Source organism: Vibrio cionasavignyae, assembly GCF_050337155.1.
GTDB classification, from domain to species: domain Bacteria; phylum Pseudomonadota; class Gammaproteobacteria; order Enterobacterales; family Vibrionaceae; genus Vibrio; species Vibrio nomapromontoriensis.
The window spans coordinates 134968-160204 of the sequence record NZ_JAKJSR010000021.1 but is presented as its reverse complement, the minus strand read 5'-3'; the positions used below and the strand labels follow the sequence as shown (position 1 = coordinate 160204).

17 protein-coding genes are annotated in these 25237 nt (G+C 45.7%); 14 read left to right on the top strand and 3 right to left on the bottom strand.

The annotated features are described in order from the left end of the window. Positions 1 to 294: 294 nt before the first annotated feature. The 10 genes from L4D74_RS17395 (at position 295) to L4D74_RS17350 (ending at position 16799) form a co-directional block, all read left to right on the top strand. On the top strand, positions 295 to 1254 hold the full coding sequence (locus L4D74_RS17395; protein WP_428753576.1) for a sugar-binding transcriptional regulator: 960 nt from the start codon (positions 295 to 297) through the stop codon (positions 1252 to 1254). 9 nt (positions 1255 to 1263) lie between these two features. Continuing rightward, the gene (locus L4D74_RS17390; RefSeq protein WP_428753575.1) at positions 1264 to 2250 is read left to right on the top strand and encodes an aldo/keto reductase; all 987 of its coding nucleotides are present in this window, start codon (positions 1264 to 1266) and stop codon (positions 2248 to 2250) included. A gap of 85 nt (positions 2251 to 2335) precedes the next feature. Beyond that, the gene (locus L4D74_RS17385) at positions 2336 to 4108 is read left to right on the top strand and encodes a glycerol-3-phosphate dehydrogenase/oxidase (protein WP_428753573.1); all 1773 of its coding nucleotides are present in this window, start codon (positions 2336 to 2338) and stop codon (positions 4106 to 4108) included. Then, positions 4092 to 4937 (top strand): class I fructose-bisphosphate aldolase, encoded by an 846-nt coding sequence (locus tag L4D74_RS17380; protein ID WP_428753572.1) that lies wholly within the window; start codon positions 4092 to 4094, stop codon positions 4935 to 4937. Before L4D74_RS17385 ends, L4D74_RS17380 begins: the two co-directional genes overlap by 17 nt. A 21-nt stretch (positions 4938 to 4958) precedes the next feature. After that, a complete protein-coding gene (locus tag L4D74_RS17375; RefSeq protein ID WP_428753571.1) occupies positions 4959 to 6449 on the top strand; it encodes an FGGY-family carbohydrate kinase in 1491 nt (496 codons plus the stop codon). A 128-nt stretch (positions 6450 to 6577) separates the two neighbouring features. Beyond that, positions 6578 to 7735 carry an iron-containing alcohol dehydrogenase gene (locus tag L4D74_RS17370; RefSeq protein WP_428753569.1) on the top strand — a complete coding sequence of 386 codons (1158 nt, stop codon included), beginning with the start codon at positions 6578 to 6580 and terminating at the stop codon, positions 7733 to 7735. A gap of 116 nt (positions 7736 to 7851) precedes the next feature. Further along, positions 7852 to 9375, top strand: a complete 1524-nt coding sequence (locus L4D74_RS17365; RefSeq protein ID WP_428753568.1) for a CoA-acylating methylmalonate-semialdehyde dehydrogenase — start codon at positions 7852 to 7854, stop codon at positions 9373 to 9375. Between the two features lie 186 nt (positions 9376 to 9561). Next, positions 9562 to 14628, top strand: coding sequence for an NPCBM/NEW2 domain-containing protein (locus tag L4D74_RS17360; protein WP_428753567.1), 5067 nt, complete (start codon positions 9562 to 9564; stop codon positions 14626 to 14628). A gap of 151 nt (positions 14629 to 14779) precedes the next feature. Beyond that, positions 14780 to 15640 (top strand): IclR family transcriptional regulator, encoded by an 861-nt coding sequence (locus L4D74_RS17355; RefSeq protein WP_428753565.1) that lies wholly within the window; start codon positions 14780 to 14782, stop codon positions 15638 to 15640. 199 nt (positions 15641 to 15839) lie between these two features. After that, positions 15840 to 16799, top strand: a complete 960-nt coding sequence (locus tag L4D74_RS17350) for a transposase (RefSeq protein ID WP_428753564.1) — start codon at positions 15840 to 15842, stop codon at positions 16797 to 16799. A gap of 493 nt (positions 16800 to 17292) precedes the next feature. Here the strand turns inward: L4D74_RS17350 and L4D74_RS17345 are convergent, their stop codons facing one another. Beyond that, on the bottom strand, positions 17293 to 18081 hold the full coding sequence (locus L4D74_RS17345; protein ID WP_428753563.1) for an IclR family transcriptional regulator: 789 nt from the start codon (positions 18079 to 18081) through the stop codon (positions 17293 to 17295). 108 nt (positions 18082 to 18189) lie between these two features. After that, on the bottom strand, positions 18190 to 19116 hold the full coding sequence (locus tag L4D74_RS17340; RefSeq protein ID WP_428753561.1) for an SMP-30/gluconolactonase/LRE family protein: 927 nt from the start codon (positions 19114 to 19116) through the stop codon (positions 18190 to 18192). A gap of 227 nt (positions 19117 to 19343) precedes the next feature. Between L4D74_RS17340 and L4D74_RS17335 the strand changes: the two genes are divergently transcribed. The 4 genes from L4D74_RS17335 (at position 19344) to L4D74_RS17320 (ending at position 24047) form a co-directional block, all read left to right on the top strand. After that, positions 19344 to 20228, top strand: coding sequence for a radical SAM protein (locus L4D74_RS17335; protein WP_428753559.1), 885 nt, complete (start codon positions 19344 to 19346; stop codon positions 20226 to 20228). 305 nt (positions 20229 to 20533) lie between these two features. Next, positions 20534 to 21103 (top strand): aldolase/citrate lyase/malate synthase family protein, encoded by a 570-nt coding sequence (locus tag L4D74_RS17330; protein ID WP_428753557.1) that lies wholly within the window; start codon positions 20534 to 20536, stop codon positions 21101 to 21103. A gap of 242 nt (positions 21104 to 21345) precedes the next feature. After that, positions 21346 to 22302, top strand: coding sequence for a hypothetical protein (locus L4D74_RS17325; RefSeq protein WP_428753555.1), 957 nt, complete (start codon positions 21346 to 21348; stop codon positions 22300 to 22302). 251 nt (positions 22303 to 22553) lie between these two features. Then, positions 22554 to 24047, top strand: a complete 1494-nt coding sequence (locus tag L4D74_RS17320) for an ArnT family glycosyltransferase (RefSeq protein WP_428753553.1) — start codon at positions 22554 to 22556, stop codon at positions 24045 to 24047. Positions 24048 to 24222: 175 nt separating this feature from the next. Here L4D74_RS17320 and metR read toward each other — a convergent pair whose 3' ends face one another. Next, positions 24223 to 25134: an HTH-type transcriptional regulator MetR gene (gene metR, locus L4D74_RS17315; protein WP_265675581.1), complete on the bottom strand. Its 912-nt coding sequence runs from the start codon at positions 25132 to 25134 to the stop codon at positions 24223 to 24225. Between the last annotated feature and the right edge of the window lie 103 nt (positions 25135 to 25237).

Below are 25237 nucleotides of genomic sequence, written 5' to 3'. Positions count from 1 at the left end.
ACTGTTGAAATATATTTCACGTGTTAAAAGGTAGTGAACAAAATGTAACCGGTCAATCCCATATCGATACAATACGTATCAGTTTGGTTGTTATTTGTGATCTGTCGCACTTAAATAACCAAAACGATACGTTTGGTATCATTTTAACTTGTAAAAGTTGTTTTCTATGATTACTTTTTACTCAGATGAAATAAATTTCACATCCTGTTAACGAGTCTGATGATGTATAGCGTCGTAAAAAGATAAGGTGTGAGGTCTTAATAAAGACGGTAGGAAGTAAACAAAGGTAGGGATATGACGATGAACGAACGTGACGACATATTAAGACAAACTGCAAAGGTTCTGACACTGCGTTATATGGAAAATCGCAGTCAATCAGATATTGCAAAGCAGCTTGGTCTGTCCACGGCAAAAGTGAATCGAGTCATAAAACAAGCCCACGATGATGGCTTGGTTGAAATTACCTTAAAGCTCCCGCAAGAAAGGACGCACACTTTAGAGCAACGACTGATCGAACATTTCAGAATTAAGACAGCGGTGATTCAACCCAGCCTCAGTCAAGATGATGAAGTGGTCACGCGCCAAGTCGCGCAGACCGCCGGTGAACTACTGATTGAAACCATCAAACCCGATAGTGTTATTTGCATTAGTGCGGGTAAAACCATGGCGCAGATTGTTGATCAAATAAAACCGATGAGCTTTCCCAACGTTCGTGTTGTGCCAGCTACCGGGGGGATTCAGGGACATCACTTTACTGATGTGAATTATCTTGCGAGTAAATTAGCCGAGAAACTGGGCGGCACGAGCACTCAGCTACATGCGCCGTTATTCGTCGATACCGACGAGCAACGCACCATCTTAATGGAGATGCGCAGCGTAAAAGCGGTACTTGATTTGGCACGTAGCGCTGATATTGCTTTGGTCGGCATAGGGTCGGTGGCCAGCGAAAGTGACAGTTACTATGATTTACGATCGCTTAGTGGTCATGACACGGAATTAATGATCAGTGCGCAGTGTAAAGGAGAGGTGTTAGCTCATCTTTATGACGCGCACGGAGATAAATGTGCAGAGCATATTAATAAAAAACTGATTGGTCTTAGCTTACAAGAGCTTAGCAATATTGAGCACAGTTTTGGAGTGGCGGCAACGCGTTCAAAAGTGTCGGCTGTGTTGGCCGCACTGAGAGGTGGACTGATTAATGGATTAGTCTCAGATGAAGACACCGTCGCCAGTGTTTTAGAACAAGCAGAATAGGGAATGAACATGCAAACAAGAGAAATTGGTAACTCAGGAATTGAAGCCTCTGTCATCGGGTTAGGAACATGGGCAATGGGCGGTTGGATGTGGGGTGGAACGGATGAAAAAGCGTCTATCGATGCCATTCACGCGTCGTTAGATAACGGCATTTCCCTTATTGATACCGCGCCCGCTTACGGTTTAGGGGTATCTGAAGAGCTGGTGGGTAAAGCTATTAAAGGGCGTCGTGACCAAGTGGTGTTAGCGACTAAGTGCGGCCTAGTCTGGCATACCAATAAGGGCAATCATTTCTTTGATGAAAATGGTAAGCCAGTGCATCGTTACCTAGGTGCTGACGCGATTCAACATGAAGTAGAGCAAAGCCTTAGACGTCTTCAAACCGACTATCTTGATTTGTACATAACCCATTGGCAAGACCCAACCACACCCGTTGAAGAAACAATGGATGCGTTATTGGCGTTAAAGAAAGCCGGTAAGATTCGAGCGATTGGTATCAGCAACGCCAATCAGCTCGACTTAGAGCAATATCAACAATGTGGTGTGGTTGATGCGGTTCAGGAAAAATACAACTTGATTGAGCGTCAGTTGGAAAAAACACTATTGCCGAGCACTATTCAGAGCAACGTCTCTTGTCTGAGTTACTCTTCTCTCGCCATGGGTTTGCTGAGTGGCAAAGTCACACCAGAGCGCGTATTTACCGGAGACGATCAACGAATTACTGACCCCATGTTTACGGTTGAAAATCGTCGTTGGGTGCAGAAATTTTGTCAGTCGATTGAGCCGATTGCTCGCCAAAAAAATGTCAGTGTCGCGCAGTTAGTCATTGCGGCCACGCTACAACAACCTGGTATCACGTATGCGTTGTGCGGCGCCCGTAACTCAGCGCAAGCGATTGAAAATGCAGCGGCTGGCAGTGTGGTTTTGTCCCAAGAAGAAGTGAAATTCATTGACGCCAAGTCCCATGAGTTTTTTGGCGAATTAGAATTGGCTTAATAGTCTGTTTCGTCGGTCGGCTTCATGGAGCTAAAGACATGAAGCACGATGCAAGGACAGCAGAAACCGTTGGCAGGGAGCAACAATGAAAAATAGCGCAGAAGCCTTTAGGCAGTTAACAGAGAATGAAGAGTTTGAAGCCGTTGTCATTGGTGGGGGGATTAATGGGATCAGTGTATTTCGTGAACTCGCGCTGCAGGGCGTAAAAGTGCTGTTGGTCGAGAAGGACGACTTTTGCTCAAAAGCGAGTGCGGCTCCTTCAAGAATGATTCACGGCGGGTTGCGTTACCTCGAAAATGGCGAGTTTGGGTTAGTCAAAGAAGCCTTGTATGAGCGAAATCGACTTCTCGATAATGCACCGCATTTTGTTGCGCCTTTACAAACCACCATTCCTATCTATTCCACATGGTCGGGTATGTTTGATGGGTTGTTCAAGTTTCTTGGTCTTAAAGATAAGCCGTCACAGCGTGGTTCTGTCGTGATCAAGTTGGGGTTGAGCCTATATGACTGGTTTACTAAACGTGATCAGCTGATGCCTAGTCACAAAATGCACTCTGCTCACTCAACCCATCAACGTTGGCCGATGATGGCCGCTAGGGCGAAGAGCAGTGCCACGTATTTTGATGCGTGGATTAGCTCACCGGAACGGCTCGCCATGGAGTTAATCCAAGAAGGTGTTGCGGCGGGTGGGACGGCGTTGAATTACTGCAAGGTATCACAATTTCAAAACGGTCAATTGTCTATAGAGAACGAGAAATTGGCAGAGTCAGTCAGGCTCACAACGGGACGAATCGTCAATGCTACCGGGGCTTGGGTGGACTTTACCAACGGACTTTTGGCAGCGCCTAGCCAGTATATGCAGGGCACAAAAGGCTCTCATATTATTGTTGATAACCCCGAACTGTTGGCAGAGCTTGATGACAATATGCTGTTTTATGAAAACAGCGAAGGGCGTGTTTGCATTTTATTTCCATATTTTGACAAGGTACTGGTTGGGTCAACAGATATTCCGGTCAGTGATCCTGATTCGGTGCGATGCACGGATGAAGAAATAGACTACATTTTGGAGTCTCTACGAGGTGTTTTACCCAAACTGACGATTCATAAACAGCAAATTGTCTATCAATTTTGCGGTGTCAGGCCGTTGCCGTCAGTGAATACTTCAACTACGGGGCAGATCCCTAGAAGTCACTCGATCAAAAAAGACAAGGTGGATGGGGTCGACATTTATTCTCTCATTGGCGGTAAATGGACCACGTTTCGTGCGTTTGGGGAAGAAGTCGCCGATGACTTGCTGGTGTCGTTAGGGAAACCAAGGCAATGCAGCACGAAACAAAAAGCCATTGGTGGTGGTAATGGTTACCCCGTCACGCAGGAAGCTCAGCATGCCTATATCGATGAGTTAGCCGCGTTACACCCTCATTATACTCGCCAGCAGATCAAGATTTGGTTTCAGCGTTATGGCACCCACTGCGCAACGTTACTTACATGGCTGGTTGATTTTAAAGATGTGCCTCTTGCGGCATTGCCTTCCTACACAAAAGGGGAGTTGAGCTACATTCTAGAGCATGAGTCTGTCTCGACGACCTTAGATGTATTACTGCGTCGCACTTCTATTGCGATTGAAGGGCAGCTTTCTCAACACAGTTTTGATGAAGTGTCAGATGTTGTTGCTGACTATTTTGGTTGGCAGCAAAGTGAGCGTGATTCAGACCGAGCCCACACGAAACAAGTGCTCTTACAGTTCCACGGTGTGTCGCTCGATGTGACACAACGTCCTCAGAACAGCCAATTAACACCTACCGTTACGGAAAATGAACAATTACTAGATGGAGAAGAGTATGTATTTAACCAGTAAAGTCAGGATGAACCGCCTGTTTAACCAAGGACGTTGCTTAGACGTTGCGATTGATCACGGTGTCTGCAATGAGCCATCATTTTTGGATGGACTAGAAGACATGTCTTCAGTGGTTAATCAGCTTGTTGAGGCAAGACCTGATGCGATTCAGATGAATGCTGGCCAAGCAGATTTACTGCAAAACGTGGACGGTAAAGATAAGCCAGCATTAGTGATGCGCATTGATTTAGGTAATCCTTACAATGCCGAGCGTCATCGTCATATGTGGGCGCTGCTACAAAACTCTGAGCAGCCGTTGATACAGGCGCTTCAAATGGATGCAGCGTGCGTTGTGGTTAATCTCTTTATGCTTCCAGATGAGCCGGATTTGTTTAAACAATGTGTGGCGAACATTAGCCGAGTTAAAGCGGAATGTGAGAAGTATGGGATGCCGCTTATGGTTGAGCCTTTGGTGATGCAACCTAATCGACAAGGTCAGGCCTATATGGTCGACGGTGATTGCGTAAAAATTGTGACTCTTGTTCGGATGGCTCGCGAGTTAGGCGCAGATATTATTAAAGCCGATCCGACGGCACAGGCCGAAGACTTCCATAAAGTGGTGGAAGCGGCACGTTGTCCGGTGCTCGTTCGCGGTGGAGGCCGTGAAGATATCGAATCAGTATTTAGTAAAGCCCGAGCATTGCTCGATCAAGGCGCACTGGGCATGGTGTATGGGCGTAACATTTATCAGCACCCAAACCCAAGCCGCGTTGTTGATGCGTTGATGGCCATGATTCATAACGATGCATCCACAACAGATGCAATGAACATCTATATTGGTGACAAGTAGTCGGTGTAGGAGGGGGATAGGATGTCATACGCAATAGGAATCGATTGTGGTAATACAGCGATTAAAGCGGCGCTATTTAATGAGAATGGTCATGAAATAGCAACGGTCGCCAATAATTATCCGACTCATATCCCCTGCCCAGATTTTACTGAAGCAGACATGAATGAATGTTGGCAGATTTGCGCTAACGTTATTGTAAAACTTATTGAAAAAACGGGCATTGATAGTCAGCACGTAGTGGCAATTGGTACCAGTGGACATGGCAATGGACTGTATCTTCTTAACCACGATAAGTCGCCATTACTAGCCATTAAATCATTGGATAATCGCGCGGAGAAGGTGGTACAAGAACTCCAGTGCTCAGCGCGTTTTCAAGAAATAAAAACAAGAAATCGACAGGGGGCTTGGTCATCGCAGACCGCGACACTGTTGCTGTGGCTGAAACAGCATCAACCTAGTGTTTACCAGCAAATTGGTCAGGTACTGTTTTGCAAAGACTTCGTCAACTTCTGCTTAACGGGTGAATGTGCGACAGAATGGGGTGACATTACCGCATCTGGCTTGTTTGATTTTGAACGTGACATGATTTCAGAAGAGTTGCTTAACTGCTACGATCTGGCTGATATTCGCGCCAAACTGCCGTCAATTTATGAAAGTCATCAGGTGATAGGATCGGTGACAGATAGTGTGGCAAGCCTAACTAAGCTGAAAGCCGGTACTCCAGTGATTGCCGGGCTATTTGATGTTGTGGCTTGTGCCTACGGATCTGAGGCAAGCCAACTTGGTGCGACTTCTGTGGTGGCAGGAACGTGGAATATTAATCAGGTAGTCACAGACTCGCTGCCCCCAGAAAGTATTTTCATGGCGTGTAAGTTTTCCAAAGACCGTTATTTGGCCATTGAGTCCAGTACCTGTTCAGCATCCAATTTAGAGTGGCTGGTGGAACGCTTCTTCTCGGATAAAAGAGCGCGTGAAGCGGAGTCAGGCACTACTATTTTCGAGCAGTTTAATCGTCAGCTCGAAGACGTTGAGCTGACCCATTCTCTGCCAATCTTTCATCCCTATCTATATGGGTCAACCCATCAAGATAACCCATCGGCCAATTTGTTTGGACTTAAAGGCTGGCATCAAGATATACACATCGTTTACGCCTTTTATGAGGGCATCGTTTTCGCTCACCTTGAGCATATCGAGCGCTTACGAGAGACTGGTTATCAAGTAGATTGTATTGCAATAAGTGGCGGGGCATCGAGAAGTGAGTATTGGTGTCAGCTATTTGCCGATGTGCTAGGTGTTACCGTAACCCCTGGTGGCTGCGATGAAGTGGGCGCAAAAGGGGTCGCGATGTTAGCACTTGCGAGCGTAGGGAATACCGACAAAAGTGATAGGCGCGCTCAAGCAGATCAAGATACTCAACGACGATTTGAACCAAACCACAAGCGTGGAGAATTTTTTGCTGCGCGATACCGAAAATATGGCTTACTAAGAAACGCGCTGACCTTGTTAAGCTAATCACGAGCGAATAAATAACGGCTAATTCTAGTTCAACCACGATATTACGGTGGTGGGGTTATTACGCCCAGAATATGGATTTTCAAATAATGATACATATTGTATCGATATAAATTGTGAGGTGAATTATGAGTCAATCTATTGTTTTACCGAAGTTTTTGGAAGTGGGTGAGGGCGCCACGCAGCGAGCTGGAGAGATTGCGCTTCAGCTTGGTTGCCAGCGAGTCATGATTGTGTCCGATCCCGTCATGAAAACGCTCGGACAAGTTGAGCAACTTAAGTCGATTGTCAACCAAGCTGGCGTGGAGGCTGATGTGTTTACCGATACGATTCCTGAGCCGACGGAAGCGTCGATATTGCCAGCAGTCAGTAAGGTCATCGATGGTCGTTATGATGGGGTGATTGCGTTGGGTGGAGGGAGCGTTATCGACAGTGCCAAAGCCATTGCTTTGTTAGCCCAATACCAAGGGCGAATTCGTGATTACTGCGTACCTAATATCGTTACGTCTCCCATCATGCCGCTTATTGCTATTCCAACTACGGCTGGAACCGGCTCTGAAGTGACTAAAGTGACCATTATTACCGATGAGTCTAATGATGAAAAATTGCTGTGTATGGGACCCGGCCTAATTCCTTCCGCTGCCATCATCGATTTCACTCTAACCATGACAGCCCCAGAGAGAATTACTGCAGATACTGGGATTGACGCCCTGACGCATGCCATTGAAGCCTATGTCAGTGGTAAGTCGGGTTTGTTTACCGATCAACAAGCTTTGTTGGCGATGAAGCTCATCGCGCCAAACTTACGTGAAGCGGTAAATAACCCAGACAACAAAGACGCGAAAGAACAGATGATGCTCGGTGCGACATTAGCGGGTGTGGCCTTTTCTAACGCTTCCGTCGCGCTTGTGCATGGTATGAGTCGTCCTATTGGTGCGCATTTTCATGTACCTCACGGCATGAGTAACGCCATGTTATTACCAACGGTGACCGAATATTCCATTCCTGCTGCGAAAACCCGATACGCCGAGTGTGCTCGTGCGATGGGAGTGGCTGATGCCTTAAGCAATGAAGATGATGCGGTGAAGGCATTATTGAAAGAGCTTAAACAAATCAACCAAGACCTGTCTGTCCCTTCGATGCGTGACTTTGGTATCGATAAACAGGAGTTTTGGTCAAATCTCGACATCATGTCCGAACAAGCATTGGCGTCCGGTTCGCCCAATAACAACCCAAGAATTCCAGATAAAGAGGCCGTTATCGAGCTATACAAAGCGGCGTGGTAACTGTTTCTATGTCCAGGTAATAGTCTATGTCCAGGTAATTGTGTCTACGTCCAATAGTTCATACCCAAATGAGCCCATTACAAATTAAGCCTAAAAATACAGACAAGGAAGATAAAATGATTAGCAATTTCATAAACAACCAACGTGTTGAAAGTCAGTCAGAAAGGCAGCAGCCTGTGTTTGATCCTGCAACAGGGCAAGTGCAAGACCACGTTGGGCTCAGTACCAGCAATGAAGTGACGCAAGCGATCTCACACGCAGAGGTAGCACTGCGTTCTTGGTCTACAACGACACCTCTCAACCGTGCTCGAGTGATGTTTAAATTCAAAGCGTTACTTGAAGAAAATCGCGAGGAACTGGCCAATATCATCAGCCGTGAACACGGCAAAGTGTTCAGTGATGCGTTAGGAGAAATCACCCGCGGTTTAGAAGTCGTTGAGTTTGCATGCGGCATTCCCCATCTACAAAAAGGGGAGCACAGCTTAAATGTCGGCACTGGCGTGGACTCGCATTCTCAAATGATGCCACTGGGTGTTGTGGCTGGTATTTCTCCTTTCAATTTTCCAGTGATGGTACCGATGTGGATGTTTCCGATCGCCATCGCGACGGGCAATACCTTTATTCTTAAACCGTCAGAGAAAAACCCTTCCGCGCCATTGTTTCTTGCTGAGTTACTCAAACAAGCGGGTTTACCTGATGGTGTGTTTAACGTGGTGCAAGGTGATAAAGAAGCCGTAGATACACTCCTTCAAGATGAACGAGTGCAAGCCGTGAGCTTTGTTGGCTCAACCCCTATTGCTGAATATATCTATTCTGAAGGCGCAAAATATGGCAAGCGAGTGCAAGCCTTAGGTGGTGCAAAAAACCATATGGTGGTGATGCCTGACGCGGATATTGATGGCGCAGTCAATGCATTAATGGGGGCAGCGTATGGCGCCGCGGGGGAGCGTTGCATGGCGATTTCGGTTGCCGTTGCCGTAGGCAAAGAAACAGGGGATGCCTTAGGTCGCCATCTGCAGGATAAACTCGCCACGCTCAAGGTTGGACCTGGTTACGGCCAGTCGGTTGAAAACGACATGGGGCCGCTTATCACCAAAGAACATAAACAAAAAGTCTGTGGTTACATCCAAAAAGGGGTCGAGCAAGGCGCGAGTGTATTGGTGGATGGTCGAGACTTGGAGCTGGCGAAATCCAGTGACGGTTTTTTCGTTGGTGGGACGTTATTCGACAATGTCACCACGGACATGACGGTGTACCAAGAAGAGATATTTGGTCCGGTATTGTGCATTGTTCGAGTCGACAGTTATCAAGAGGCGTTGAAGATCATCAATGACCACGAGTATGGCAATGGGACGGCCATTTTCACTGCCGACGGTGATACCGCGCGTGATTTTAGCACCAATGTTCAAATCGGTATGGTGGGGGTTAATGTCCCAATTCCTGTGCCTATGGCCTTCCATAGCTTTGGCGGCTGGAAACGTTCATTATTTGGCCCTCTTCACATGCATGGCCCAGATGGCGTTCGATTCTTTACTCGAATGAAAACCATCACCACTCGCTGGCCTGAGTCTGATGTCAAAGTTGGCTCAAAAGAGGCGACCCAATCACAAGCCGAATTCGTCATGCCGACTATGAAATAGCGAGATAACGCATTGACGTGATGAGGGGTGCGGTAGGTTTGCTTAAATTGAGTTAGCGGTCACGAGATTGGCTAATTGAGTTTGGATTGAATCGGTTGGCGATCCTGTCCTCTTCATGTTTTTAAGTGCTCACTTTTCGTAGAAAAGTGAGCTTTGTTTAATGACCATAAAAACAAGGAGAAGGCGATGAAAGCCATTAGCTTGATCAAGTCCCTTAGCTTAATAAAGTCCCTTAGCTTAAAACCAGCTATTAGTCTGGATAAGTCTAAAGAGACATGGCGTCGCCCTGTTGTAAGCAGTGTATTAGCGGGGTTATGCAGTACCTCGTTTATTGCCGCAGCGTATGCTGCACAAGGCCCCGGCTTAGGTAATCTAAGTTATGGTTCATCTGAAGCATTTACTCATGTATCGAGTCCGCTTGTCGATGATACCACCAACTTTTTGCCACCTGATTACCCTGGACGAAAACATTACGGTGTCAACGTTATGACCATGCTTAATGGTTATATGGTTGGTGTATTTGCCCCCGACAGTGGCGGTGGCCCCGGTGGGTGGATTGCGCTGGATGTCTCTAACCCAAAATCCATGCAGTTAGTGAAAACGGTGTATGAGCCAGATTTAGCTAATTTGAACCGCACTGGAGATGGATTAAGAACGGCTGAGTTTAGAGAGCCACATTCGTTTGGTTTAGGTGAAAACAATACGATTGCTATTCAGACGGGTAAGGGTATTGAAATCTGGGATTGGTCTGATGTTGCAAACCCAATTCGCTTATCAAAGCTCGCGATATCAGGGGTGAACTTTGGTGATTATAACAATGTGTCGTGGCAACTTTTCTGGCAAGCACCTTACCTTTATATCGCTCGTGGTAATGCTGGGCTCAGTATCGTTAACACCAGCGACATGAGCAATCCCACATTAGTGAAAACGGTCGCAAACTCTGAACTGGGTGGCTTTAATATTGGGCCTCTGTTTGCATTGGGTAACCGTATGTTTATCTCAAGCATGGAAGGGACGGCGGGTTTCTCTATGCTGAATATCGATGATCCAGTCAATCCAACATTAGTGAAGACGGTGAATCGACTTCCTGAAAAATACTATGCGTCCTGTTGGGATGGCAAATACGCCTATTTTGGTGCTCGAAGTACCAATGATGCATTGCGCGTTTATGATACGACCACCAACCCAATGAGTTTGGTTAACGAAAAGCTTACAGGCTTTGAAAACCTTTACTGCAACGTGCAAGACAATAAATTGTTTCTGGGTAATCAAGACGACATCGCGGTGTTAGATGTGAGTGATATCAATAACATTCGCGAGCTAGGGCGAAGTTCTCTTAATGCGACGAGCAGTAACACCGATCATGGGCAAGTGTTTCCATTTGGTAACCTAGTCTGGGTGGGGAATGACCATGGGTCGGGAAGTGGGCTGATTGCTCATCAAAGTACCGCCGACCAGGTGCCGCCTTATATTTCTGCGGCCAATCCAGCGATTGATTCGACCTTGCAACCACTATCAACCCGGATTGGTGTTGCACTGTCAGACAGTGTGCTAATGGAATCAGTCAATAGTAGTTCATTTACCGTAACAAAAATTGGCAGTGTGACACCCCTTCAAGGCCAATACAGCACCAACTTAGGTTTTGTTCACTTCACTCCATCGCAAAGCCTAGAGGCGGATAGCATTTATGAAGTTGTGCTTGAAGGAATCGAAGACTTTGCTGGCAATCCAATGGCGCGCACTGAGTATCGATTTGCTACAGGCTCTCAAGTCGGGCATGACGTTTCGGTGTCGGCGAACGATAAAGTGACGTTAGGCAGTAGCGTGAGTGTTTCTGCCTCAACCGTCCCTTTGCTAGGTGGCACTGTAGAGTATTCGTGGAACTTTGGTGATGGAGGGAATTCGACGCCGTTCTCTGCGAGTGGGAATGCCGATTATGTGTATGGTCAGCCGAATCATTGGTCGGCAGTTGTGACGGTCAAAGAAACCACGGTTGACGGGGTATTTGAAAGTAGCCAATCGGTACCGATTACGGTGTACCGAGAGCCAACCGCTACCTCACCCACTGCCTCCTCTACTATTGTTGAGTCGGCAGGCCAAGTGGTGGTGGTCAATGAAGATAATGACACGATAAGTGCGATCAGTAATGTGGCGCCTTATGCTAAGTTGTGGGAAACCGCAGTCGGTGATCAGCCAAGAACCTTGGCGGTAGCACCTAATGGCAATCTCTGGGTGGTGAATCAAGTAGACGCTACGATTTCTATCGTGACTAACGCCGGACTATTTGTTGAAAATATTGCTCTGCCACGAGGCTCACAACCCTATGGTATTGCATTCTCCCCAGATGGAAGCAACGCTTTTGTTTCTCTTCAAGCGAGTGGCCAACTGGTTAAAATTGACCCAAGTTTGAAAAGTATCGTGGCGACGGCTGATGTGGGGCATAGCGCTCGTGGATTAGCGATAGACAGTGCTTCTTCTCGGGCTTTAGTGACCCGCTTTATTTCTCCGCAATCTAACGCTGAAGTGGTTGCTGTTGATGCCTCAACAATGACCGTTGACCAGAGTTACCTCATTAGCAAAGATACCACCACGGTTGATGGACCAGACAGAAGCCGAGGCATTGCGAATTACCTAGGTTCGGTAGCGATTTCTCCTGATGGCTACAGTGCTTGGTTACCATCCAACAAAGCTAACGTCGATCGCGGTGCGTATCTTGAGGGGGATGACGCGAAAGCGTTAACCTTTGAGACGACGGTAAGGGCGGTCGTGAATAGACTCGATCTTAATACCAATACAGTGATGGCGAATGCGCTTGATATCGATGACCGAGCGCAACCCAAAGCCGCCGTATTTAGTGATATTGGCGACTTGGTTTTTATTGCTGTTGAAGGTCAAAATAGTATTGAAATTCGTAATACCTTTAATCTAAATCGAGCGGGGGAGATTTTCGATACCGGGCTTGCACCACGTGGATTATTGCTATCTGGCTCAACACTATTTGTCCATAACTTTATGTCAAGAACGGTGTCTGTCCACGATGTCACCACCTTTCTTTCTGACCGAGGTGATATTTCAACACTCGCTCAGGTTTCGGTTGTGGCTAATGAAGCGTTACATCCAAGAGTATTGCGAGGGAAACAAATATTCTATAACGCCGCCGATGCCAGAATGACGCAAGATGGCTATATTTCTTGCGCAAGTTGTCACGCTGATGGCGATAGTGATCATCGAGTATGGGATTTCACAGATCGAGGTGAGGGGCTAAGAAATACTATCTCACTTCTAGGTAAAACAGGGACTGGTAACGGTCGAGTGCATTGGACTGCCAATTTCGATGAGATTCAAGATTTTGAAAACGATATCCGTTATGCGTTTGGTGGACGCGGCTTTATGGTGGATGCCTTGTTTACTCTGGCAGAAAACCCTCTAGGCGTATCTAAATCGGGCAAAAGTGAAGACTTAGATAACTTGGCGTTCTATGTGAGCAGCTTAAACCAATTTCCGAAAAGTCCGCATCGAGAGCCTTCGGGTTTATTGACGGCTGATGCATTGACTGGCGAAGCATTGTTTAGTTCGAAAAGTTGCGATAGCTGTCACTCTGGCGTGTATTTTACCGACATGCAGCGACATGATGTTGGCACCATTGAAGCGTCATCAGGGCAAGGTATCAATGCTCCGTTAGCTGGAGTTGGCTTTGATACTCCAAGTCTTATTGGGGTTTGGAGTAGTGCGCCGTACTTCCATAACGGACAGGCTGCGACACTCGATGATGTATTGCAAATCGGGACACAGCATACGGTGTCCAATAGTACCGAAAGAGCAGCACTTGTCGCATATCTTGAGCAGATTGAATATGAAGGGCCAGACATTGTCGTCCCAGAGCCGCCACAAGCGACAGCTTATACCTACTTAAGTGACTTAAATGAATCAGCGGCAACGAATGGTTGGGGGCCGATCGAGAAAGATACCAGCGTAGGGGAAAATGCCGCAGGAGATGGGCAAGTAATCTCTATTGGGGGGAGTGAATTTAAAAAAGGCCTTGGTGTTCATGCCCATTCTGAAATTACCTATAGTCTGACCGGAGGCAATTACGACCAGTTCACGGCTTTTATTGGCGTGGATGATGAAACGGGCAGTTCAGGTTCGGTGGTCTTTGAAGTGTGGCTTGACGGCGTCATGGCCTACCAAAGTAGTATTCTACGTGGTAGCGATGTCGCTGAGTATGTGGCAGTGAATATAAGTAGTAGCGCGCAAGAGTTAAAGCTGGTGGTAAGCGATGCGGGTGATGGCGTTGGCAGTGATCATGGTTCTTGGGGAGATGCAAAGCTGCGTACCCCTAGTGATGGTACTAGCTCCGCAGTTCCTGGTCTGTTTTATGGCACGCTTTCTGGCAATATCAATGATACGGATCCCAATCCTAAATCCGCCATTACAACCAACTTGAGTGAAACCGAAGATGCCATTGCAGGCAATACTACAGAGGTGTATACCGGTTATATCTACGATGCTGATGGGCAAATTTCGTTTAGTGAGAACAACGATGACAAGACGCGCCTTTGGATAGATGGCCAATTGGTATTAAGTAGTGATCTTTGGAGTGATAGAGTGTCCACTACCAATCTTAACCTCTCTCCAGGTTGGCACCAGTTTGAACTCAGATTAAGTAACGGTAATGGGGGGAGTGGTCCTCATACAGGATTTGCTTTTGCCTATGATCCAGATGGGGGGACCAATTGGATTCATCCTTCGGATAACGGCACTGGTAATTTATTCATGACCGAAGACCCTGGCAGTAGCCCAAGCGTTCCAACAACTGTCTATTTGAGTGACCTTCAGGAAGATTCGTCGACTAACGGCTGGGGCTCAATCGAAAAAGATATGAGTAATGGAGAAGAAGCTGCGCAAGACGGAACGACGCTCTCGATTGGAGGACAGACCTTTGCGAAAGGTCTTGGTGTTCATGCTAATTCCACTGTTAACTACACTATTCCTGCGGGTCAGTACAGTCGTTTCTCTGCGAGCATCGGCGTTGATGATGAAGTGGGTAACTCTGGCTCGGTGGTGTTCCAAGTAGAATTAGATGGTGTGCTGTATTATCAGAGTGCAACACTAACAGGGACAGACACCGCAGAAGTCGTGTCTGTTGATATCCCCGTAGACGCCATATCGCTGTCGCTTAAAGTGAATGATAGTGGCAATGGTAACGGGTACGATCACGCAAGTTGGGGGAACGCGGCACTCGTTCAACACTAAACCCTGAAGGGCTTACTATAAGGTAAGCCCTTATTTTGTTATTGAGTTCGATCGTTCTTGAATTAGGCTAAGTGTTGAGTTGCACTTACCTAATAAAACCAATAGGCTATCTAAGTCTATTGAATATCGTTTCAAGGAAGAACTCAGTTTTATGGTCACTTCGAATTCACCTAAAGCCAGTGCAACTAAAGCCAGCGCAATAAAAGCCAATCAAGAGCAAGTCGATTCAACTAGAGCTCATTCAGCAAGTGCGACTAAAGGCTCCACTTTAGACCGAGTGTTGCAAGTTGTCGCGGTCGTTGCCAAAAGTCGAGGTCAACTCAATAGAGAATTGATAGCGGAACATTTGGCTATGCCTATTGCTTCTGCTAATAAATTGATTAATCAGCTTATTTCATTAGGTCATCTTCAAGAAAACATAATAGGTCGAGTAATCGCGGGGCCCAATCTTCAGTCGCTATCTCATGACATTTTGAAAAATCAGCGTTTTTCTGAGCAACGTACCTCTGTATTACAGAGACTTTCTGACCGTATTGGAGAAACGTGTGGGATTTCAGTGCCGAACGGTATCGAGATGATTTATTTTGAGCGCGTCAATTGTAATTGGCCGCTGCAAATTAACTTGGCAGAAGGCAGTCTTGCTCCAATCGCTGCGTCCGCGTCGGGTAAGCTCTATTTATCATCACTTGATGCCACGATTCGTGAGAACGTAGTTCAGCATATGGGGCTTACAGAATACACCTCAAAAACCATCACCAACGAAGGTCTATTTCTCGAAGAATTGGCGCGCATATCTGAACAAGGTTTTGGTGAAGATAACGAAGAATTTGTTGATGGTATGGTTGCCATATCTGTACCCATTAGCTCTGGTGAGCTGAGTTTTGGGTATTTGTTTTGTCATGCCCCTAGCTTTCGCATTTCGTTAGAGCAGCTAAAAACGCACCTTCCAGAATTGCAGTCTGCTGCGAAGGAAATATTGGACTTTACCTTAGATGAGTTGAACTGCGGATAGCTCTCAACACTAACAGCACTAGTAGCGGGACTAGTAGGACTAGTAGGGACACACACCGCAGAAGTAGTGGCTGTAGAAAATCAAAGGACAGACACAAAAGTATGAAATTAGTTTGATTTTGTCTAATTCGCCTATTCACCGACACTTCCGTTGAAAGAGAGCTGCTAAGGTACTTAAAACCTTCATAGCGGATCCTATTGTGACAACAGCCAGAAAACAGCTCATCTCTGTTGATGTGACCTCTTATTACCACTGCGTATCACGTTGTGTGAGGCGAAGTTTTTTGTGCGGTGAAGACCCTTTGACCAACACTAGCTACGAACATCGAAGAGAGTGGATTGAGAGAAAAATTCACGCTCTGACACAGGTATACTGCATTGATGTTTGCGCCTACGCCATCATGAGTAATCATTACCACTTGGTGTTGCACATTAAGAAAGACAAAGCGCTAGCGTTATCGCTTCACGATGTAGTTGAGCATTGGGCGCGAGAGCATCAATTGCCCGTACTCATACAGCGTTGGCGGAATAAGCAACTCACTAACCAAGCAGAAAAAGACAAGTGTCTTGAGCTCATAGAAACATGGCGGGAAAGACTATGGAGCTTAAGTTGGTTCATGAAAGAGCTTAATTACGATATAGCATGTAGGGCGAACCGAGAAGACAGCTGCACGGGCCACTTTTGGGAAAGCCGCTTCAAAAGCCAAGCGCTACTTGATGAAAAAGCGCTTGTCGCGGCGATGGCGTACGTGGATTTGAATCCTATTCGAGCGGGCATTGCTAACACCCCTGAAACATCGGAGTTTACTTCTATAAAAGCCAGAATCGTTGCGCTGAGTAAAAATTTGGCTACAGCTCCGTGTTTACATCCCTTTATTGGCAACCCAACGAATGAAATGCTAGATGGTATTCCGTTTCGCCTGATTGATTACATTGATTTAGTTGATTGGACAGCACGCCAATTTCGAAAAGGAAAGACCCGTATGGACGATAATCAACCGCCTATTCTGGCTCGTTTGGGCTTCAATCAAAGACGTTGGTTATCAGTATGTAGGACATTGGAAAAACCCCGCTCTACTGCTATAGGTAGTTATGCTCAGGCCCAGAGTGCTAAGCTTGCTCTGAACAAACAAAGAATACAGATTTATCAACTCGAATAGCTAAAAAGCTGACTCTCCCCGTGTCTTCGGTTATTTCAGTGGAACACTGGTCATTGGCAGGCCTGATGGAATGCGCTAAGAACAGTTTATACCGTCAAACTGGTAAATAGCCCGGAAATGGTCTCTTAATTCATGAAAGACATCGGCCCAGTACCTTAAAGGGGGCGGCATTTGTATGGGATTATTATCAAGATGAGTGCCCATTGAGCTCTTTCATTTTGAATATTTAAAGTGTGTGTCCTTGTTATAGCCTGAGCCCTTGTTGGAGTCTTAGAGGGGACATTTGTTTGGAGTCATTATCAAGATGAGTGTCCATTGAGCCCTTTCATTTTGAGTATTTAAAGTGTGTGTCCCAGCTAGAGGGCGTCCCAGCTAGAGGGCGAAAGTGTGTGTCCTTACTAGAGAAGGGGCAGATAGCAGTCAGCAAGATCCAATGGTTAAGTCTTTCTGAACAGGGTAAGCGTTGGGTGACCATTCTACTTATGCTGGCGAATTACTCTTTACTATCGGCTGACAACTTCATGTTTTGATAAACCGCCTCTAAACTCTGTTGTGCTATTCGTAAAATAGGGAGGTAGTTTTCAAGGTCGGCGACACTTTTGCGGCTTTTAGGACAGTGACAAAATAACGCAGCCATAAAATTACCTAGCTGATCATAAAGCGGCAGGGCTATCGCGACCATGCCGTCGATAAACTCTTCATCATCGACACTGTATCCGCGTCGTTGAATGGTATTGAGCTCTTTTTTAAGACGCTGCTTGTCGATAACGGTGTTTTTGGCGCATTGAGATAGCTCTAATTTACTTAGAACACGACGAAGTTGTGGTGGGGTGAGAGTGCTTAAGAACAGCTTACCACTGGCTGATGCCCATAAAGGCGTTGGAAAACCAACAGGGATGACGATTTGCAGTGGCCAGTTAGTTTGAATTCGATCGTAATACACCATGTGCGGGTTAGCGTCGTCATTAGCTAGCGCTAAACCACAGGTTTCTTTAAGTTTACGGGACAGACCATGTAGGATGGCTTGACGTTGTAACTTGTGTTGGTTGGTCCATCTTACATCCAAGGCGATGGACAGCATTTGAGAACCTGGGTAAAAGTGCCCTCGTTCATCCAGTTGAACGTAGTTAGCTTCTTCAAGTTGTTGAAGCAAACGATGGCAAGTGGGTTTTGGGATGCCAGATTCAAAGATGATATCAGAGGCGGCGATAGGGCTCTTCGCTTCACTAATACGTTCAATAACATTGATAAGACGATCAACTGAATTTACTTTTTCCGACACCTTTGCTTCCTTTTAATGGCGAACCCTATAATGACATCCTTTGATACCACGTAAACTGCGGTGATGTGGGCTACAGCCGCTTTATAGTCCCAGAGTCTTCATCGAGTTTCAACTGGTTAGCGGTTCAATAACGTGTTTCAAATTTGGTAATGCGACTGAATTAATCAAAAACTCTTCTCGCCCTGGCGTTGGTGCATCTAAAACAAGCAATTGTCCTGATAGAGGGTAAAGGTGCGCTTCTTGAATGCTCAGTTCAAAATTAGCTGTGGTAACAAATAATGTGTTGAAATCGTTACCTCCAAAAGTGCAGCGAGTGGCGTGCTTTACTGGCAAGTCGATTTCATTAATAAGTGTTGAAGTGCCGATTTGTTGCTGTGATGGGGCATAATAAGAGAGCATGCCACGCTCCCAGTGGCAGATATAGAGGTTGCCTTGACGGTCGACGGCGAGTCCATCGGGGTACCCTTTGCTTTGTTCGAACTCCACAAAAACGGACTTATCGAGAATACGGCTCATGGTGTCATCTAATTGGTATTCATAGACTTTCCGTTGAAACATGTTGGAGCAATAGGCGCGCTTTAGTACGGGGTTGAATGCAATACCATTGGCAACACTAAACCCTGAATCCATTTCTTTCGCCGTGCCTTGTGTTAGTTGATAGAGCTTGCCATCTGGTGCTTCAAGATGAGTGTGATTCATGGAGCCAAACCATAAGGCACCCGTTGGTGAGGTGACAGCGTCGTTAAGATGGAGGTGAGCAGTATCGAAGCAAGGGTCTGAGAGAGGGGTGAATGTATCGAAATTCACTGAGCAATAAAATAGTCCCTGTTTGCTTGCGCAGACCCATCCATTGTCATCGCAACGTGCGATGGCAGTGATATCAAATGGGGTTGTCACCGTATTCAGTGTCCTTGTGCTTAGCGAGTATTCGTAGATCTCCTGTCCTGCTGCTTCTACCCATACCACACTATTAGTGTCTGGTTTCCATATCGGGGATTCTCCGATCTTTGTCACAACATTTTCTACCGCATGCATATTTAATTACCATATATCGATACTATTTGTATCAATATAGATTTATTCTGTTGTGAGTGAAAATTTGATAGGAGAGTTTGTGAAGCAGCGCAGAACAGAGCAATGGCGAGAATGATGTTATTTTGCTTTGTCGATTAGAGTTAGGGTGATTAGCCGCAGTTTGTTATTTTGCCAATAGAAAGTACGATAGATGCCAACCAGCGCGCTAACGGAATGAGAATCGCCCTATGCTTAATTATATCGAACCTGTATTTAGACCGCCTTCAGAGTGGAAATCGTTGATACTTCAAGTGACGAATGGATGCAGCCACAATCGATGTACATTTTGTGATATGTACACCCAGCCCCAGAAAAAATTCAGACCGAAAAAACTTGAAGAAATAGCGCAAGAGTTACAGGTGATCGCAAAATCAGGCGCGCGAGTTCACCGGGTATTTCTGGCTGATGGTGATGCCATGACATTACCTTTTCGTCGCCTGCAAGAGATTTGTATACTCATCAACCAATACTTGCCTCATGTTCAGCGAATTTCCAGTTACTGTTTACCACGCAACCTAACCAATAAAACAACAGAACAGTTGGCCGAGCTGCGCCAGCTTGGGCTTAGCTTAATGTATATCGGCTGTGAAAGTGGTGATGACGAAGTATTAAAGAGAGTGCAAAAGGGCGAGAGCTTTGACTCTTCGCTTGCGGCACTTAATAAAATTAAAGCCGCCGGAATGAAAAGTTCGGTGATGATCTTGAATGGACTTGGTGGTCCTGCTCTGAGCAAACAACATGCATTGAACTCGGCGAAATTAATGAATGCAGCTCAACCAGATTACTTATCTACCTTGGTTGTGTCCTTTCCATTCGGCGAAGAACGTGTTGCCACGGCATTTAATGGTGAGTTTCGTCAGTTGACGCAACCAGAGTTGTTCGCTGAAATTCGTTGTTTGTTAGAAAACTTACAGCTGGAAAAGACAATTTTCCGCTCTGATCATGCGTCTAATTACCTAGTATTGAAAGGCATTTTAGGCCGAGATAAGCAAGCGTTGTTGCAAAAAGTCGAGTTGGCTATTAACCATCCAGAACAGATTCCACTGCGTCAGGAATGGCAGCGAGGCTTATGAACGAGGGCCAATGTTACTCGTTGATTTTGACAATTTTACAAACTTGTATAAAAACGGGTTTTGTCATGATAGGGGTGGGGAAGGTTATAACTCTTTGAATAATAGTTCTTAATGCTCATATTTTTGTTGCTCATGGTGTGTTTTTTACAGAGTGGTTTTGTAAAATTGACAGTGTAAAAATTTCGTTGTGAAATTGTTGTCAAAAAAGCGCTATGCTATTTAACAAGCAATAACGATGACGAATTAGCACCAACGTTTAGGGGATTTGCTTAAGTTTTTATCCATTAGCTTTGAAGGAATAGACTATGAATATGCAGACATTCGATAAAACAGAACAACATCACACACATAATTTTATCGCAGAAGCTGTGTTTGCCGTGGAAATGGTCAAATCTAATGAGCTGACGCAAAAGCAAAAAATGGCGAAACAACTTCTTGATACCTTATTCCCGCTAGATAATGGCTCTCATGAAGATGTGGTGAGCTACGAAATTAACTACCGTCATGTACAGGCTTATTTCAAAAATGGCCAGCACTGTGGCCTTAAGCATGCTAAACGCTTTGTCGCTTATACCGGTGATAAATGCGCTCCGGACTCCATTTTACTTCGTGATGAAAGTGGGACGCATGTAGAAGTAACAATGGGCCGTCGTAAAGGTACAGGATGTCTTGAGTTTGTCACTATTGAAGATATTCAGCTTGAAAGCTGTACAACATTTGGACAAGCAGAAGGGTACAATGGGACGGGCCTTCGCCATTGGGTAAGTTTGGTGAAGGGGGATGAAAAGTGTCGCCCAAAAACGAGTAATGAAGATAAAGAATACACTGCGAAAAACGGTGATGACTATGCACTAGGTTTTGCGTTTTCTTTTTAACGCACTAATCTATCGGTAATATAATTTAACAATGAGCCAGAGAAGTGTCTTCTCTGGCTCATTGTTTAGACCTTTAATGCTACGTCGCCAGCGCGGCTTCGTGCATAACTTCTCCAGATAGCTAAATATATCGCTAAATCCGCCAGCCGAATCGACATGCCTAGTCACCTTCCTGTATTCTCGCACTTATTCGTAATCCCCTGTACTTTGCACTTCGTATTTACTGCTCAGGATCCAATAACGTGGCTGATTATTTTCCCATCGATATACCTTTTGAATCACGATACCAATGTTGGTTTTGTGGCGAGCCCAGCAGTGGGACGTTACGATGCCCTCTGTCCATCAGTGGCGGAATTGAGTTGCCCACTTGTACTGAGTGCGCTTCTTTTACCGATAAAAAAGTAACGATGACGATTTGGCCGCTTCGTTTGCATATAAAGGATCGTCTTCTTAATAAGTATGCGAAACATCTTGGTATCGGTGTAAATTGGACCAAGGAAGAGCTGGAGCAGTCGCAACTAGAAGGTGCGATTTTTGAAGGTTTTAGAGCGAGCGCATGGAAAATGTATGAAATTGCGCGTGAAAGGGTCGATTTTCAGGGCTGGATGCTGACGGTAGACGGCACTGCAGTGGAGTCGTGTGATGATACTTTCTTTTTTGAATTTCAAGGCACTCGGTTTTTAAATGTAAAGTCAGCCTTGGCTTTCTATGTGAAATCAGAGGGAGTGGATGAAGCGCTGCTTACTGGTCTATTTGATATTCTAGGTAAGGAGCAGTTTGAATACTGTTTACGAATTGCGCGATTAAATCCAAGGCCGACACAAAAACTAAGAGGCCAATTGTTACGTGAGGTTGAGCAACAACGTCGAGAAACGGACCAAGCCCAAAAACTGCCAAACACGCAGCTGAATTGCGTGGATGTCAGTACTATTCAGACAGTGAGGCTCAACAACATCATGGTTGAAGCTGAAGCCATCGCATGGATGATGAATCGAGCGATAGCGACCCTTCATCAGTTGTCGCACTTTGAAGACCGCTTCTTTGAGGAACATGAGCACTTAGGTGGGCCGAGAGCGTTTCAATTATTTGATGGTATTCAGTGTTATTTAGAAGCGCGTGAGGATAAATCCTGGGTTAATCATTCAGATCCCAACCAGTCAGTTTGGTCTCAATTGGCCCTTGAGACCTCTGCTTGCTGAGTAGATAGACAATCCGTTTGTGTTCACGTCATTGCTGAGCTTTACCTCATGACAAATCCATACACGTAAAGACCTGCCTTTTATTTGTGTTTTTTATAATATTTACGTCTATATTTTAGTGACTTATATATCGCATTGATATTTACAGAGAATTGACGTAACACCGTTTAGTCTCGAGTTTATTTTGCGTAAAGTTCACAGCCAAAAACGTTAACAGCGATATGAAAGGTATCGGGGAGTCAGTTCAACCAATGCTAACAACAATTTTAAGTTTTGATCGAGAAGGCGTAAGCGCCGAAGAGGTAGAGCGTTCACACCGAATGGCCGGTATCTGGTGCTTTATCTATGCCGTTGCATGGGCATTTGTCTCTTATCAACTTGACCCAGCCGTACCTTATGATGCGATTGAAGCCTTAAATTGGGCCAGTAACGGTGAGTGGGGTAGCCCAAATAACCCTTGGTTTGTTGGATTTTTTGCTCGTGTTCTTCTAGTGTCTCCTTCAACAGAGTTTGCCTCGGCGTTTTGGTATGTCGGTCATTTCAGTGTGATTGCCTTAGGTATGCTCGGTTGTTACCGTTTGGCGTACAAACTAACCGATTCTGTCGCTCTAGCATGGTTGGGGCTATTAACGCTGAACCTTTCTGGTGTCATTAACTTTGAGGCAATTCCATATAACGACAATTATTTGTTGTTTGGCTCTTGGTCATGGTTATTGTTGATGTTTACCAAAGCGGTGTATGAGAATCCAAAGTGGTGGGTTCCATTTGGTATCCTTGCGGGTTGTTCTGCAATGGCGAAATACACCACTTTCGCACCGGTCGCGATGGTGTTTATTGTGAGCCTAGCAGTGCCAAGTGTCCGCAAAGCATGGAAACAACCAATGTTTTACGCGGGAATTGCGGCATTTATTGCTCTGGTACTGCCAAACTTCTTTTGGCTGTTTGCTAATAACTTCTCTTCACTTAAGTGGGTGAGTGGGCAAGTATCGGCACAGTTAAGCCCAGGTAGTTGGTTGGCGCTGCTTTCCGTGTTTTATCCGTTTATTCTCCTTGCAGGGTTGCTGGGCAAGAATGCGTTTCGCTTTAGATCCTCTATTCCAGAGAAAGTATGGTTAAACACGTTTGTACTACTCGCGCCGTTAATTGTGATAATGGGTTGGTTCACTTTCCATAAAGGTGGACGTTTGGTGGAGTGGTTACATCCGTTTTTCATGCCAGCGCCTGCCGTCTTAGTCGCCTTCCTAGCAACGCAAATCCATGGTCAGTTACGTGGTGCTTTTAAGGTGCTCGCTGTCATGGCTTTGGTTATTATTACTGGTTATGCCTCGGTGATGATTTTTAACGTGAAGAATGCTGGCCAAGACTTTATTGGTATTAAGACACTGAGCAATCAAGCGAAGCAGTATTGGGATGAAAATAGCGACTCAGAGCTTACGTTAGTGGGTGGCAGTGAGCTTTCTGAATGGCTGACGTTTTATATCGCACCCCACCCAAAAATGACGAATCAATGGAATAACGATTCGCTGCCGAATGTTTATAACCGTCACATCACCGCAGACAAAATCCGTGCGCAAGGTGTATTGCTACTAGGCTATGCCGGGCAAGGTTGCCATGATGGTGCGTTTTCTCGGTTCACGAATGAGTGGCCCCAGTTTAGCGTAGATGTTCAAAAAGAAGTGATATTTCAAGATTCACCACAAGAGCCAGAAGAGCCAATCTGTATCGGCGTGGTCAAGCCTCAATAAATAGACGCTAATTGAAAAGTTACAGAAGATAAGAAATGGCTCGTTTAACTAACGAGCCATTTTGATGTCTGTGGGTATGTACTATTACTCGTTAACTTTGTTCAGCGTGTGTAATCAACGTATGCGCATTAGCAGATGTTTCTAAGGCGTGAGATCGTTAGTTTAGGTGCTCGCCTTATGCGACGCGAATCCCTTCCAGGTGTTGTTGACATTGCTGTCTAGCGGTGGAGAAAAATGCTTGCAGGTAATGCTTGTCCTTTTCGCTGTGCCTAACTGCAGCATACAGCCTTCGCCAGAGTCCTTCTCCGAGTGGTTTACTGGTAATTAACCCTTGTCTTGAGAATTCGCTCACCGCCCAATTCGGTAGCGCTGCAACACCAAGACCAGCAGAGACCATTTGAATTAGCATTAAGGTATTGTCTGCTTGTTTCCATCGCTGTGGTTCCACTCCTGCGGGGGTAAGGAAGTGCTTCACAATGTCGAGACGCTGCTTTTGCACTGGGTAAGTGAGCAACGTTTGGTCGGCAATGTCATTGGGTTCAATGCGATCTTTCTCGGCTAGAGGGTGTGAAATTGATGTCACTAAGCGCATTTCAAAATCGAACAAGGCTTCGTAGTGCACTTCTGATCGCGGTTGGATATCGGAGGTAATAACAAGGTCGAGTTCGCCAGCGACTAATGCAGGTAGAGGCTCAAAGCCAAAACCGGAAGAGAAATCCAACTCCACGTGTGGCCAAGCAAGTTGATATTCTTTGAGTGCAGGCATGAGCCATTGAAAGCAAGAATGGCAGTCGATAGCCATGTGTAGACGACCATGTATGTCTTCTCTTAATCCCGCCAACTCGCCTTCTGCTTGCGCGAATCGAGGCAAAATTTCATTGGCGAGCTTTAACAAAATCTCGCCTTCTGAGGTAAATTTTACTGGGCGAGTTTTTCGAATAAACAGCGGTGCACTAATCCGTGTTTCTAGATCTTTAAGTTGATGGGAGAGTGCCGACTGAGTCAGGTGTAGTGAGGTTGCTGTCGCAGTAAGCGACCCCGTGTCTCGCAATGTTGCTAATGTTTTTAGATGCTTAAGCTCTATCATGACTGTCCCTAATCTTTATCCCTGAGGACTAACTTAACGCGAATTCTTCCTTAAGTAAACGTCTAGACGGCTATAACTCATTACTAAAGGTGTTGAAAATAAT

What these genes read in the sequence shown, in the direction of transcription:
- L4D74_RS17335 (WP_428753559.1), top strand. Translation starts at nt 19,344, where the DNA reads ATGCTTAATTATATCGAACCTGTATTTAGACCGCCTTCAGAGTGGAAA.
- L4D74_RS17385 (WP_428753573.1), top strand. Translation starts at nt 2,336, where the DNA reads ATGAAAAATAGCGCAGAAGCCTTTAGGCAGTTAACAGAGAATGAAGAG.
- L4D74_RS17340 (WP_428753561.1), bottom strand. Translation starts at nt 19,116, where the DNA reads ATGCATGCGGTAGAAAATGTTGTGACAAAGATCGGAGAATCCCCGATA.
- L4D74_RS17360 (WP_428753567.1), top strand. Translation starts at nt 9,562, where the DNA reads ATGAAAGCCATTAGCTTGATCAAGTCCCTTAGCTTAATAAAGTCCCTT.
- L4D74_RS17380 (WP_428753572.1), top strand. Translation starts at nt 4,092, where the DNA reads ATGTATTTAACCAGTAAAGTCAGGATGAACCGCCTGTTTAACCAAGGA.
- L4D74_RS17395 (WP_428753576.1), top strand. Translation starts at nt 295, where the DNA reads ATGACGATGAACGAACGTGACGACATATTAAGACAAACTGCAAAGGTT.
- metR (WP_265675581.1), bottom strand. Translation starts at nt 25,134, where the DNA reads ATGATAGAGCTTAAGCATCTAAAAACATTAGCAACATTGCGAGACACG.
- L4D74_RS17365 (WP_428753568.1), top strand. Translation starts at nt 7,852, where the DNA reads ATGATTAGCAATTTCATAAACAACCAACGTGTTGAAAGTCAGTCAGAA.
- L4D74_RS17320 (WP_428753553.1), top strand. Translation starts at nt 22,554, where the DNA reads ATGCTAACAACAATTTTAAGTTTTGATCGAGAAGGCGTAAGCGCCGAA.
- L4D74_RS17330 (WP_428753557.1), top strand. Translation starts at nt 20,534, where the DNA reads ATGAATATGCAGACATTCGATAAAACAGAACAACATCACACACATAAT.
- L4D74_RS17370 (WP_428753569.1), top strand. Translation starts at nt 6,578, where the DNA reads ATGAGTCAATCTATTGTTTTACCGAAGTTTTTGGAAGTGGGTGAGGGC.
- L4D74_RS17375 (WP_428753571.1), top strand. Translation starts at nt 4,959, where the DNA reads ATGTCATACGCAATAGGAATCGATTGTGGTAATACAGCGATTAAAGCG.
- L4D74_RS17390 (WP_428753575.1), top strand. Translation starts at nt 1,264, where the DNA reads ATGCAAACAAGAGAAATTGGTAACTCAGGAATTGAAGCCTCTGTCATC.
- L4D74_RS17355 (WP_428753565.1), top strand. Translation starts at nt 14,780, where the DNA reads ATGGTCACTTCGAATTCACCTAAAGCCAGTGCAACTAAAGCCAGCGCA.